The following is a 12,845-nucleotide window of genomic DNA, read 5'->3' as shown; positions in this document are numbered from 1 at the left end:
CCGTGCATCGCCCCCGGAGCCACCCCTCGATGAGCGTCACCTGCCCCACCTGCGCCGCAACGGACGAAACCGTCGCCGTGCGAAAGGCCCTGCTGGACACCGACCGGCCCCTCGACCCTCCGACGCGGGCGCTGCTGTCGATGCCGCCCGAGCCCGGGGGCACGACCGGGGCAGCGATCACCCTCTTCGTCCTGGCCGGCCTCTTCGGCCTGCTGGGTCTGCGCTCGCTGGTCTCCTACGACAGCGGCGGCAGCACCGACGCCGCGTACCAGGCCGGCTACCACTACGGCGCGTTCATCGTCGCCGCGGTCCTGCTGGGCATCGGACTCACCGTCCAGGCCCACCACCGGAGCCGTCGGAACGCCTCGGCCGAGCAGTGGCCGCGGACCTACGACCAGTGGCAGCGGCTCCACCAGGTGTGGCGGGCGACCTGGCTGTGCCGGCGCTGCCGGGTCGCCTTCCTCCCCGCGGCAGCGCTGCGCCCCGACGCCGCCGCCTCGCCCGCGACCGCCCTGGCGCGGTTCCCCCAGTGGACGGTGACCATCGCGCGTCAGGACGACCGCCCCGGCGCCCCCGCCGCGTCGGACTGACCGGCGCCCGCCGGCTGACGTCAGGGGGCGGGTGTCCGGCTGCCGGGTACTCCGGCGGCGCGGTGGCACAGCTCCACGAGAGGGCCGAGGAGTCGGCCGCCGTACGCGCGGGCGGTGGCGCAGGGATCCGCGCCGGCTTCGGCGGCCTGGCCCCCGGGCGGCCGAGCGGCGTCGGGGGCGGGCCGCGGTCGGGGACCGGCGGCCGGGGAATGCGGTCGATGCCCCGGGGACGGCACCGGGGTGCGCCCCGCCCGGGGTCCGTCCTCGCCCGGGTCGGCGGCCGGGTCCTCCGGTTCGCCCGCGGGCGCGGGGTCCGGTGCGGGGACGGGTTCCGCGCCCGTCGGCTCCGGCGGGGCCGGCACGGGGCCCGGCGCCGGGGAGGCCGACGGCGCGGAGTACTCCAGGGTTCCCATGACGGCGGGGGCGACCGGCTGCTCGTCGGGGGCCGGTCGCGGGCCCGTCCCGAGGTAGGCCTGCGGGCCGGCGTCCGCCGCTCCCGTGAGCAGCGCCGTCGCCAGGACGAGCGCGACGACGGCGCCGCGCCCGAAGGCCCGGACCGGGGAGGGGCAGACGGGCGGCCGACGGGCGAGCGGGACCGCCGAGGGGGCGGCCGCCGCCGACTCCGCCCGGCGCCGGCAGACCTCCGCGTTGCGCGCGGCCGCCCACTGCTCCGACGCCCCCAGGCCCGCCCACGCGGCGGCGGCCGCGGTGAACAGCTCGGCCGCCCGCCAGGGGTCCCCGTCGACCGCCGCGACGTACGCCCGCACCTCCTGCGCGCGCAGCGCCTCCGGGTCCCGGGCACCGCGCTCCAGGGCGACCCGGTGGTGGAGTTCCTCGGCCAGGCGGGCCGCGAGGGCCGTGTCCCCGGCCTCCATGGCCCCCCGGATCAGCGCGACCCGGGGGGCGTAGGCCGCCGGAAGCTTCTCGGCGGCCGTCCTTGACGACGTGTCGGCCGGATCGGTCATGGGCCCCTCGCAGGTGGTCTCCGAACGATGGATCACGTCACGTATACCGGTCGCAGCGGCCGGTGGCCGGACGGCGGTCAGCCCATCGGGTGAACCCGCCACCGCCCGATCGGGGAGGCGGTCCGGCGTTCGGGCCGCCCCCGTCGGCCCGGCCGCCGGTCGGCGCACCCCTGGCGCCGCCGTGCCGAGTTCCCCGCTTCGAGTGACAGGCCGACAGCGGGGGGCGGAGACCCGACCGTGGTGAACCGGGCCGCTCCGACGTCCCCACGCCCGGGGCCACCCGCCCCGGGCGGGTGGCCCCGAGGGCGCGTCTTTCGCCCGAACCCCTTGACAGGTATAGACCACTCCGCTTGAGTCTGGGGCAGCCCCGCACCGGCCCGCACCCCGGTCGGCCCGTCCCCCACGACGTGCCCCACCCTGCGGGGCCCGGCTCCCCTGCCCCGACGTCCCTACCTCCACAACCGTGCGGCCCCACACCGCACAAGGGGTGATCAAGTGTCCACGAAACGCCTGCTCGCACTGCTCTCCGCCGTCGTCACGGCGCTGGCGGTGGTCCTGCTGCTGCCCGCGGCCAACGCCAGCGCGGCCGTCTGCGCCACGCCCTGGAACTCCTCGGCCGTCTACACCGGCGGCGCCGCCGTCTCCTACAACGGCCACAACTGGCTCGCCAAGTGGTGGACCCAGAACGAGCCGCCCAGCACCGGCGGCTCCGGCGTCTGGTCCGACCAGGGCGGCTGCGGCACCGGCCCGACCCCGACCGCCACGCCGACGTCCACCGGCACCCCGAACCCGGGCGGATTCCCGGTCAGCAAGGCCCAGTTCGACCAGATGTTCCCGAACCGGAACCCGTTCTACACCTACCAGGGCCTGATCGACGCCCTCGCCGCCTACCCCGCCTTCGCGGCCACCGGCAGCGACACCGTCCGCAGGCAGGAGGCCGCGGCCTTCCTGGCCAACGTCAACCACGAGACCGGGGCGCTGGTCTACGTGGTGGAGCAGAACACCGCCAACTACCCGCACTACTGCGACACTTCGCAGCCGTACGGCTGCCCGGCCGGGCAGGCCGCGTACTACGGCCGCGGGCCGATCCAGCTGAGCTGGAACTTCAACTACAAGGCCGCCGGCGACGCCCTCGGCATCGACCTGCTGCACAACCCGAACCTGGTGCAGACCGACCCGGCCGTCGCCTGGAAGACCGCGCTCTGGTACTGGAACACCCAGAACGGGCCGGGCACCATGACCCCGCACAACGCGATCGTCAACGGCTACGGCTTCGGCGAGACCATCCGCAGCATCAACGGCTCACTGGAGTGCAACGGCGGCAACCCCGCCCAGGTGCAGAGCCGGATCAACGCCTACCAGCGCTTCACCCAGCTGCTCGGCACCGTACCGGGCGACAACCTGGGCTGCTGAGCGCCCCCTCGGGCCTCCCCGGCGGCGCGCCCGGCCGATCAGGCCGGGCACGCCGCCACGGAGGGCCCGGGCACCCTGGGTCACACCAGCGCCGCGCCGCCGTCTATCGCGAGCGTGGTGCCGGTGACGTAGGCGTTGGACAAGGCGAAGAGATAGGCCGCCGCGGCTTCCTCGGCCGTGCCGACGCGCCGGGTGAGCAGTTCGGCCCCGGCGCCCCGGAGGAAGTCCTCCGGGTCCGGGACACTGCCGTCCCACAGCTCGGTGCGGATCACACCGGGCCGGATCACGTTGACGCGCAGCGGGGCGAGTTCGACGGCGAGGGCCCGGGACAGGGCCTCGATGCCGCCGGTGACACCCGCCGTGAGCGCGGTTCCGGACAGCGGGCGGATCGCGAGCACGCCGGAGCTGAGGGTGATCGAGCCGCCGTCGCGCAGTCGCGGTGCCGCGTACTTGGCGGAGAGGAACGCGCCCCAGAACCGGCGCTCGAAGACGGCCCTGGCCTCCTGCGGGGTGGTGTCGGCCACCGACTTGATCACCAGGGATTCGCCCGCGGTGTAGACGAGGTGGTCGAACTCCCCGACCTCCTCGAAGAATTCGGCGATGGCGTCGCCGTCGGCGACGTCCAGGCGGCGGCCCTCGGCCCGCTCGCCCAACCGCTTCGTCGCGGCGTCCACGCGGTCCTGACCGCTGGAGGCGACCACGACGTCCGCGCCGGCCGCCACGGCCTGTCGGGCCACCTCGAAGCCGATGCCGGAGGTTCCGCCGATGATCACGATCTTCTTGCCGGCCAGAGCCATGGGATCCGTTCCTTCGTCGATGCGGTGCCGGGGTTCGGCGACCGCCATGGCACGAACGTACGGCTCCGCTTCGAGACGTTGAATGACTTGAGGTCTCGATTCCCTGTCACATCGTCTCGCCGTGTCGGCACTACAGTGGCGCTGTGGACATCCTGAGCGACACCCTCGAAGTCCTGCGCACGGGACGCCCGATGGTGACCCGCACCGACGCGCACGCCCCGTGGGCCCTGAGGTTCCAACCCGTCTCAGGAGCCGGATTCCACGTGGTGGTGGAAGGGCACTGCCACCTGCTGCCACCGCACGGCCGGCCGCTCACGCTCGGCCCCGGCGACATCGTGTTCCTGCGGCGCGGCAGCGGGCACACCCTGGGCGACGTACCGGGCCGCGACCCGGTGGACTTCGTACCGGAGCGCGTGGACCGTTCCTCGCCGATCGGCCAGGTCACCGTGGACGGACCGGGGCCGCGCACGGTGCTGGTGTGCGGCGCGTACGCGATCGACGTCGATCGCCCGCACCCGCTGTTCGGCGACCTGCCGGAGGTCCTCCACCTCCCCGCGGTTCCGGGCCGCCACCCGGTGCTGCGCTCGGCGGTCGACCAGCTGTGCGCCGAGTTCCACGAGCCGCGGCCGGGCTCGGACGCGGTCGTCACGGCGCTCATCGATCTGCTGCTGCTGTACATCCTCCGGTCGTGGTACGCCGAACTGCCGAAGGAGCGGACCCGGGGCTGGACGGCCGCGCTGACCGACCCGGCGGTCGCCCCGGCGCTGAAGGCGATCCACGACGATCCCGGCCACCCCTGGACGGTGGAGTCGCTGGGCGCCCGCGCCGGGCTGTCCCGCGCGGCGTTCGCCCGCCGCTTCGCCGCGGTGGTCGGCGAGCCGCCGCTGACGTACCTGACCAACTGGCGGATGGCCACCGCGGCGCGGCTGCTGCACCGATCGCCGGCCCCGCTGAGCACGATCGCGCAGCACACCGGGTACACGTCGGAGTTCGCCTTCGCCAAGGCCTTCAAACGGCACTTCGGATCGCCGCCGGGGGCCTACCGCAAGCAGGTCAGGACGGCGGACGACGAACCAGGGCCGGCGTGACGGCCGCGAGGCGGCCCCCGCGAGTCGGTCAGGGGTTCGCGTGGACGTCCGAAGGCCGGCCGAGCCAGCGGGGCACGGCCTGCGCCCGGTTACCAGGACGAGTTCTTGTACAGGTGCCTGACGGTCACCGTCGCGACCAGCCAGGCCGAGACGGCGCAGCCCAGGGTCACCGGGAACGGCCACTGCACCAGCGTGAGGACGACCGCGCCCACGGCGGTCACCAGGGCCGTCCCCGCGAGCAGGATCGGTGAGCTGTTCCGGAACACCCGGTTCCGGCCGGGCAGTCCGTAGGCGGTCACCACGGTGCCCCCGGCGATCAGCAGCGCGGCTTCCGCCAGGCCGAGCCAGACGTGCCAGGACAACGTCAGGGTGCTCACCTCGTGCCCGTCGTGGGCGATCCGGACCACCACGCCCTTCCAGATCCTCAGGTCCACGGCGGTGCCGGAGTCCACGCGCCGGTAGAGGGACTCGTCGACCTCGTACTCCTGGGCGGAGCCCGCCCCGCGTGCGATGCCCAGGAAGTAAGCGGCCCCGTCCTCGACGGAGACGGACGTCCACTTCCTGGTGACCCAGCCGCTCTCCAGCAGCAGGCAGTCGGCGTCCGTCCCGGGCGTCGGAGTGCCGCAGACGGGAGCGGTGCGGTAGCCGCCCCGCTCCTCGTAGGCGCCGACGAACAGCACGAAGCCGAGGAGGACCAACGGCAGACCGGCGAGGACGATCAGAGTGCGCGCGGTACGGGATTCCCGCCATCGTCGCTCCGGCCTGCCCGGAGTCCCCGCCCAACCGTCCATCGGATCCCCACCTGCCCTCTCTCGTCCGTGCCGCAGCGACGATCGACGCCCACCTCGACCCTGCCGCCCGCCCCTGCGGCGCCGCCACGTCAGCGAGACCGCGCTCGACCGCCCCCGGGAGGTCCGGGACGGGCCGACGGGGCGCTGCGGCCGGCACCGTCGTCCACCGTCCCGGATCGTTTCCCGTTCCGAGGCCGCCAAGCGTGCCGTCCGTCAATTGTCGGCCGGGCCCCGGTCTCCGCCGCCGCCCGGCGGCAGCCGTCGGGCGATCCGGTCGAACAGCTCCGTCAGCGGCTAGCCCGCCTCGGTCCCGCTGTCCTGCAACCCTCCCGCCATGCCATGAGCCTACCTCCGGGTATGTCCTTACCAGGAGTTAGCCCGCCTCCTAACGTCGGAGCCACCGAGGACATCTGACGAGGAGCTGACCATGATCGTGGTGACCGGGGCGACCGGGAACATCGGCAGGCCGCTGACGCAGGCGCTGACCGAAGCGGGGCAGCAGGTGACGGCGGTCTCGCGGCACCCGGCAGCGGTGCCGAACGGCGCCCGCCATCTGGCGCCCGACCTGGCCAGGCCGGCCGAGCTCAAGCCCGCGCTGGCCGGGGCGACGGCGCTCTTCCTGCTGCTCTCCGGCGACCTGCACGCCGCCGCGGGCAGTTCCGCCGACCTCGTCGGCGAGGCCGCGGCCGCCGGGGTCCGCCGGGTCGTGCTGCTCTCCAGCCAGGGCGTGGCGACCAGGCCCTTCGGGCCGACGCGGATCGCGATGCGCGAACTCGAGGACACGGTGCGGGAATCCGGCCCGGAGTGGGCGATCCTGCAGCCGGGCGGCTTCGCCTCCAACGCCCTCTGGTGGGCCGGGTCCGTCCGGGCGCAGCGGCTCGTCGCCGCGCCCTTCGGCGATGTCGGCGTGCCGATCGTCGACCCGGCGGACATCGCGGCGGTTGCGGCCGCGTGTCTGCTGGACGACGGGCACGCCGGCCGCGTCTACCAGCTGACCGGCCCCGAGGTGATCACGCCGCGCCGGCAGGCGGCCGCCATAGCCGACGCGCTGGGCTCGCCGGTGCGGTTCCACGAACTCACCCGCGCCGAGGCCAGGGCCGCCATGAGCCAGACCATGCCGGGGGAGCTCGCCGACGACACCCTGGACGTCCTCGGCGCACCGAACCCGGCCGAACTGCGCGTCAGCCCGGACGTCCAGCAGGTCCTCGGCCGCGCCCCGCGCCCCTTCTCCGCCTGGGCCGCCCGCAACATCGCCGCCTTCCGTCAGGACCTGGCCCGGGTCCGGCGGAGAGATCGCGTCGGACCGCCCCGGTCTCCCCCGGACAGTCGGCCGAGAACTGCCACCGCGGTGCGTGCGCTCCGCGTCGCACGTCCAGGGCGTGCGGGGCCGGAACAGCGCTGGGCGCTGAGGGTCAAGCCGTCGCCCCGGTCCGGCCCTAGCGTTCCCCGAGGAGGGAGTGAGGGCTCTCCCGGGACCGCCCGACGACGTCGACTTCCCCCCGTACCGTCGCGTCGTCGGGCGTCCCGCCGACAGCGTGCGATGAGGCGGGCAGGTGGTGCGTCGATGACCGGGACCGACGGTGGGCAGGTCGGCGATGCGAGCGGTTCGGCCTGGTCGCCGCTGCGCCGGCGCGTCTTCCGCGACCTCTGGCTGGCCCAGTTCACCTCGAACGTCGGCAGCTGGATGCAGACCGTCGGCGCCCAGTGGCTGCTGGTCGGACACGGCGCGGCCCAGGTGTCCCTGGTCCAGCTCGCGGCGAGCCTGCCGATGCTCTTCCTCGCCCTGCCGGCCGGGGTCCTCGCGGACCTCGTGGACCGGCGCCGCCTGCTGCTGGTGATGCAGGCCGCCATGGCACTGGTGGCCACGGCGCTCACCGTACTGGCCTTCACCGGACGGCTCGGTTCCTGGACGCTGCTGGCCCTCACCTTCCTCCTGGGCTGCGGGAACGCGCTCAACGGCCCGGCCTGGCAGGCGGTGCAGCCCTCGCTCGTCCCCCGGGCGGAGTTGCGCCAGGCCGCGGCGCTGGGTGCGGTGAACATGAACCTGGCGCGCGCCGTCGGCCCGGCCCTCGGCGGGGTCCTGGTCGCCACCCTCGGGGTCGGCTGGACCTTCGCCGTCAACGCCGCCTCCTTCCTCGCGATCCTGGCCGTACTGGCGACCTGGCGCCCCGGCGGCGAGACCCGCGCACCGCGACCGGGCCAGGAGCGCGAGCACCTGCTCGCGGCTCTGCGCGCGGGCGGCCGGTACGTCCGCAGCGCTCCCCGGATCCGCCGGATCCTGCTGCGCAGCGCCCTGTTCGTGCCCGGCGCCTCCGCCCTGTGGGCACTGCTGCCGATCTCCGCCCAGCAGTCCCTCGGCCTCGGTGCGGCCGGATACGGTCTCCTCCTGGGCGCCGTGGGACTCGGGGCGGTCATGGGAGCGGCGGCGCTGCCGGTGCTCTCGCGCCAGGTCGGCGGCGACGGCGCGCTGGCGCTCGCCGGGGCCGTCTTCGCGGGCGCGCTGGTGGCGCTGGCCGTCGGCACGAGCGTGCCGGTCGCGTTCCTGGCCCTGGTGTCGGCGGGAGCGGCGTGGATCACCGCGCTGTCCACCCTGAACGCCGGCCTCCAGGTCGCCCTGCCGGCCTGGGTACGGGCCCGCGCCTCCGCCTTCTACCTGCTGGTCTTCCAGGGCGGCAACGCCCTCGGCTCGCTGGTCTGGGGACAGGTGGCCCAACACGCCGGAGTGTCCGTCGCGATGGCCCTGGCGGCGGCGGTCCTCCTCGGCGGGGTGCTGTCGCTACGACGGCTGCCGCTGCTCGGCGGCCGGGCCGATCCGACCCTCTCCGAGGCCTGGCCCGAACCCCGGCTGGCCGTCGAACCGGCGCCGCGGGACGGGCCGGTCCTGGTCACCGTGACCTACCTGGTCCGGGAGGAGAAGGCTCCGGCGTTCGTCTCGGCGATGCGGAAGGTGGAGTCCTCCCGGCGCCGGACGGGCGCCGTCACCTGGGGCCTCTACCGGGACACCGCCCAGCCGGAGCGGTTCGTCGAGACGTTCACCGTGACCTCCTGGTCGGAGCACTGCGCCCAGCACCACGGGCGCTACACCGGCACCGACCACGCCTTCGAGACCGACGCCCGCGCGCTGCTCAGCCGGGAACCGTCCGTCACCCACGCCACGGCGGTGCACCGCTGACGCGCCGCGACCCGCGGCCCGCCACCGTCGATCCGAACGCCGCATCCGACCGCGATCCCGTACCCCGCACCTCCGCACCTCGACCTCCCACCATCACCACGCACCACGCACCTCGCACCTCGCACCTCGCACCCGAAGGAACGACACCATGCGCATCACCACCCTGCTCCGAACCTCCGCGGTGGCCCTCACCGCGGTGGCGGCGGGCGTCCTCACCGCTCCCGCCCACGCGGCGACTCCCCCGCTGACCGCCCCCGAGGTGGTCGCCCACCTCGACCTCGCCCAGGGCCGACAGCCGGAGAACCTCACCGTGCTGCCGAACGGCAACACCGTCGTGACGTTCGCCTTCGCGCGGCAGATCGCCGAGATCGACTGCCACGGCGCCGTCCGCGTCCTCGCCACCCTGCCCGCGCCGGCGGCGGACGCGGCCACTCCCGTACTGAAGTCCCCGTTCCTCGGCGGCGTCGTCCGCGACGACGAGGGCGTCCTCTACTTCGCCTACGCGACCGGCACCGCCGACCTCACCGGCATCTGGCGGCTGGCCCCCGGCGGCACCCCCCGGCGCATCGCCGCCCTGCCCGCCGACGCCCTGCCCAACGGCCTCGCGCGCGACGAGCGCACCGGCCACCTGTACGCCGCGGACTCCGTCCGCGGCACCGTCTGGCGCATACCCGCCCGCGGCGGCGCCGCCGTCCCGTGGACCACCGGCACCGCCCTCGAGCCGAACGGCTTCCTCGGCGCCAACGGCATCAAGATCCGCGACAGGGCGGTCTGGGTCAGCAACCTCGACCACGGCACCCTGCTGCGCGTCCCGATCCGGCCCGACGGCACCGCCGGCCCGACCGCGGTCGCCGCCACCGACCTGCCCGGCATCGACGACTTCGCCTTCACCGGCCGCGGCAACCAGGTCCTGGCCGCCCTCAACAGCAGCAACCGGATCGCCCTGGTCGCCGACGACGGCACCCGCACCATCGTGCTCAGCCAGGAGGACGGGCTGCAGAACCCCACCTCCGTCGCCGTCCGGGGCGACCGGGTCTGGGTGGCCGACGCCGCGTACCTGACCCAGCAGGACCCGAACCTCCTCACCGCCCGCCTGCTGCGCGACCCGCGCTGACGCTCAGGGAGCGCTGCCCATCGGCCACCGCCGCTGCCGGACCCTCGGGCCCGGCGGCGGCGGTTTCGTCGCCCTCCCGCCGAGTGGTGATCAGCGGACGGTGACCCGGATGCTCTTGGAGATGTCGCACCGCTCCCCCTCGTACTTCGGTACGCCGGCACTGCAACCTCCCTCCCCGAACAACCATGTCAGTGTGGTGGTTCCGGGCGCCAAGGCGCTGAAGGTCAGGTCGAACTCCGAGCCGCAGCCCGCCATCGGCGGGTCCGTGGGGCACGGGTTGATGACGAAGTCCCCGCCGGGCCGCAGCACGCTGTCGTCGCCCGCCGAGTAGAGGTACCACTTCTTCTGCAGGGCGCCCCCGGTCGTTCTGACGCCGAGCCGCTGCCCGACCTCCAGGGTCACCGTGCTGGTCGGATACGGAGAGGTGGGGTTCGACGCCTTGTCGGGGAGGGGCACCTCCACCTCCGGCCGGGTCGCGGTGACGGCCGTGGTGCCGACCGGGCCGGAGTCGGACCACCAGCCGCCGAGGTAGGAGACGAGCCCCAGGGCGACGGCCACGAGCGCCGCCACGGCGGCGATGACGGTTCGGCGCATCAGTTGCCCTCTTCCCGGACTCGGCGACGCATGGCGATCAGCAGCGCGACCTCGGCCGGCCGGCGGAGGAACAGGACCTCGGCCGCCCGCATCCGGTCCACACCGAACTCGCCGAAGCCGGCGGACTGGTGGAGCTTCCGCGTGGGGCGTAGGCCCGACCGGCCGCCGCGTCACCCTACCCGGGAACGCGGGAGTCGCCGGGGCGCGGAGCCCGCGCTCGTGCTCGCAGGCTACCGGCCGGGGTGACGGCGACGGAAGGGCTAGATGAAGATGATTATCAACGCTACTCTGTCCCCGGCTCGCCGCATGACGGTGAGCAGACAGGTCTCGTCGCCGATCCGCGACGAGTGGGCTGAGGGGCGGTCACCTTGGTGGAGACGAGTCTCGGCAGCGCCCGGCACCTCCGTGTGGCACCGGCGGAGACCCCGCCGCGCCGGAGAACCGCGCTGCTGATCGGGGCGGTGGTCGCCGTCGCGGCGTCCGTCGCCCTGGCACAGGTGTGGGACGCGGGCGGGGTGCGGACCTGGCGGACGGTCATGGTCGCCATCGTGGTGCAGGGTGTGCCGTTCCTGGTGCTGGGCACGGTGGTCTCGGCGGCGATCGGGGCGTTCGTCCCCGACCGGGTGTTCACCCGGGTGCTGCCGAAGAACCCGGCCCTCGCCGTACCGGTGGCCGGGGTCGCCGGGGCCGTGCTGCCGGGGTGCGAGTGCGCGTCCGTACCGGTGGCCGGCAGCCTGATGAAGCGCGGGGTGGCGCCGGCGGCCGCACTGGCGTTCCTGCTCTCCGCGCCGGCCGTCAACCCGGTGGTGCTGGTCTCCACCGCGATCGCCTTCCCCGGCAAGCCGGAGATGGTGCTGGCCCGCCTGCTGGCCTCGCTGCTCACGGCGGTCGTGATGGGCTGGCTCTGGGCGGCCTTCGGACGGCCGGAGTGGCTGCGGCTGCCCAAGGGCCCGGCCGGTCACGGCGAGGGCGGCGCGCGCAATCCGCTGGAGGAGTTCCGACGCGGCCTGCAGCACGACTTCCTCCAGGCCGGCGGCTTCCTGGTGGTCGGCGCGGCGGCCGCCGCCACGTTCAACGTGCTCGTCCCGCCGTCGGTGCTGCGGATCTTCAACGACTCGCCCTGGCTGGGAGTCCCGGTGCTCGCCCTCCTCGCCGTGATCCTGGCGGTCTGCTCGGAGGCGGACGCCTTCGTCGCCGCGTCGCTCACCGGCTTCTCCCCCGTCGCCCGGCTCGCCTTCATGGTCGTCGGCCCGATGGTCGACCTCAAGCTCATCGCCCTCCAGTCGGGCGCCTTCGGCCGCGCGTTCGCGCTGCGGTTCTCCAGTGCCACCTTCGTGGTCGCCGTCCTCGCCAGCATCGTGATCGGAGCGGCGCTGTGAAAGCCACCGTTCGGGACCTCGCCCCGTGTCTGCTCGTCGCGCTGGTCGGCGCCTCCCTGCTGCGGATCACCGTCGGCAGCGACGTGTTCCTGCAGTACGTCAAGGAGGGCCTGCGGATCCCGCTGATCGCCTCGGGGACCGTGCTGCTCGGACTGGGAGTCGCGGGCGTGCTGCGCCGGGTGACGGTCCGTCGGCGCGAGCCGGTGATGCGGTTCGGCCGGGACGCCGAGGGCAACGCGGTCTGGCACCGGCCCACCGGGGACGACGGACGCGGACACGCGCACGACGACGACCACGGGCACGACCACGGCGGCCACGGCCACGGCCTGCGCGTGGCCTGGCTGTTGGCCGTTCCCGCCGTGCTGCTGCTCTTCCTCACCCCGCCCCCGCTCGGCTCGTTCACCGCTTCCCGGGACGGCTCGGACGCCGTCGTGGAGCCGGCGACGTACGCCCAGCTGGCGGCGCCGCCCACGGCTCCGGGCACGGCCGAGGTGGGCGCGGGCGTCCGCTCCAACGCGGTCATCCCGATGTCGCTGACCGAGTTCATCGGCCGCAGCCGCGACCCGCAGAAGAGCCTGGAAGGACGCCAGGTCCGCCTCACCGGCTTCGCCTCCCCCGGCGCGAATCCCGGCGAGTGGTACCTCAACCGGCTGGTCGTCGGCTGCTGCGCGGCGGACGCCCGCCGACTGCGCGTCCTCGTCCACGACACCGGCCCCGCCCCGGCCGCCGACAGCTGGGTCGACCTCACCGGAACCTGGCGCCCCACCCCGGACGCGCCCGCCACCGCCGCACCGCGGATCGACGTGTCCGAGCAGCACGCCGTCCCCAAGCCCCGCGCCCCGTACCGGGACCTCCCGCCCTCGGACGACTGACCCGCCGCACCCACCGGACCAAGTGGTCCGCCATTCCGCCACGAGGAGCCGCGGTTCTCTCACTGCGGCT

Annotated in this window: 11 protein-coding genes and 1 pseudogene; 8 read left to right on the top strand and 4 right to left on the bottom strand. The window is 74.6% G+C overall.

Annotation, left to right across the window (positions count from 1 at the left end):
- Positions 1-29 precede the first annotated feature (29 nt).
- Entirely contained in the window at positions 30-590 is a 561-nt protein-coding gene (locus ACZ7RU_RS24555) for a hypothetical protein (protein ID WP_470343101.1), read from the top strand.
- Between the two features lie 20 nt (positions 591-610).
- Here the strand turns inward: ACZ7RU_RS24555 and ACZ7RU_RS24550 are convergent, their stop codons facing one another.
- The gene (locus tag ACZ7RU_RS24550; RefSeq protein ID WP_470343100.1) at positions 611-1,555 is read right to left on the bottom strand and encodes a hypothetical protein; all 945 of its coding nucleotides are present in this window, start codon (positions 1,553-1,555) and stop codon (positions 611-613) included.
- A gap of 495 nt (positions 1,556-2,050) precedes the next feature.
- Between ACZ7RU_RS24550 and ACZ7RU_RS24545 the strand changes: the two genes are divergently transcribed.
- Positions 2,051-2,968, top strand: coding sequence for a glycoside hydrolase family 19 protein (locus tag ACZ7RU_RS24545; RefSeq protein ID WP_470343099.1), 918 nt, complete (start codon positions 2,051-2,053; stop codon positions 2,966-2,968).
- An 80-nt stretch (positions 2,969-3,048) separates the two neighbouring features.
- Here the strand turns inward: ACZ7RU_RS24545 and ACZ7RU_RS24540 are convergent, their stop codons facing one another.
- Positions 3,049-3,765 carry an SDR family oxidoreductase gene (locus ACZ7RU_RS24540; RefSeq protein WP_470343098.1) on the bottom strand — a complete coding sequence of 239 codons (717 nt, stop codon included), beginning with the start codon at positions 3,763-3,765 and terminating at the stop codon, positions 3,049-3,051.
- A 143-nt stretch (positions 3,766-3,908) separates the two neighbouring features.
- On the opposite strand from ACZ7RU_RS24540, the gene ACZ7RU_RS24535 reads away from it, so the two are divergent.
- A complete protein-coding gene (locus tag ACZ7RU_RS24535) occupies positions 3,909-4,853 on the top strand; it encodes an AraC family transcriptional regulator (RefSeq protein ID WP_470343097.1) in 945 nt (314 codons plus the stop codon).
- Positions 4,854-4,942: 89 nt separating this feature from the next.
- Here the strand turns inward: ACZ7RU_RS24535 and ACZ7RU_RS24530 are convergent, their stop codons facing one another.
- Positions 4,943-5,644: a hypothetical protein gene (locus ACZ7RU_RS24530; RefSeq protein WP_470343096.1), complete on the bottom strand. Its 702-nt coding sequence runs from the start codon at positions 5,642-5,644 to the stop codon at positions 4,943-4,945.
- Positions 5,645-6,071: 427 nt separating this feature from the next.
- Here ACZ7RU_RS24530 and ACZ7RU_RS24525 point away from each other — a divergent pair.
- The 3 genes and pseudogenes from ACZ7RU_RS24525 to ACZ7RU_RS24515 form a co-directional block, all read left to right on the top strand.
- A pseudogene (locus ACZ7RU_RS24525) lies at positions 6,072-6,908 on the top strand (SDR family oxidoreductase); the annotation flags it as partial.
- A gap of 276 nt (positions 6,909-7,184) precedes the next feature.
- Positions 7,185-8,816, top strand: a complete 1,632-nt coding sequence (locus ACZ7RU_RS24520) for an MFS transporter (RefSeq protein ID WP_470343183.1) — start codon at positions 7,185-7,187, stop codon at positions 8,814-8,816.
- A gap of 148 nt (positions 8,817-8,964) precedes the next feature.
- Complete coding sequence (locus tag ACZ7RU_RS24515; protein WP_470343095.1) at positions 8,965-9,930, top strand: SMP-30/gluconolactonase/LRE family protein; 966 nt, start codon at positions 8,965-8,967, stop codon at positions 9,928-9,930.
- Between the two features lie 90 nt (positions 9,931-10,020).
- Here ACZ7RU_RS24515 and ACZ7RU_RS24510 read toward each other — a convergent pair whose 3' ends face one another.
- Complete coding sequence (locus tag ACZ7RU_RS24510; protein WP_470343094.1) at positions 10,021-10,524, bottom strand: hypothetical protein; 504 nt, start codon at positions 10,522-10,524, stop codon at positions 10,021-10,023.
- Positions 10,525-10,931: 407 nt separating this feature from the next.
- Here ACZ7RU_RS24510 and ACZ7RU_RS24505 point away from each other — a divergent pair, with 407 nt between their 5' ends.
- Together ACZ7RU_RS24505 and ACZ7RU_RS24500 are read left to right on the top strand one after the other, a co-directional pair.
- On the top strand, positions 10,932-11,903 hold the full coding sequence (locus tag ACZ7RU_RS24505; protein WP_470343182.1) for a permease: 972 nt from the start codon (positions 10,932-10,934) through the stop codon (positions 11,901-11,903).
- The gene (locus ACZ7RU_RS24500; RefSeq protein ID WP_470343093.1) at positions 11,900-12,775 is read left to right on the top strand and encodes a TIGR03943 family putative permease subunit; all 876 of its coding nucleotides are present in this window, start codon (positions 11,900-11,902) and stop codon (positions 12,773-12,775) included. The genes ACZ7RU_RS24505 and ACZ7RU_RS24500 overlap by 4 nt, the downstream gene beginning before the upstream one ends.
- Positions 12,776-12,845 lie beyond the last annotated feature (70 nt).

This window comes from Kitasatospora sp. NPDC114501 (assembly GCF_055633695.1).
Note: the sequence above shows the minus strand (reverse complement) of the source record. Positions and strands in the feature narration are given on the sequence as shown.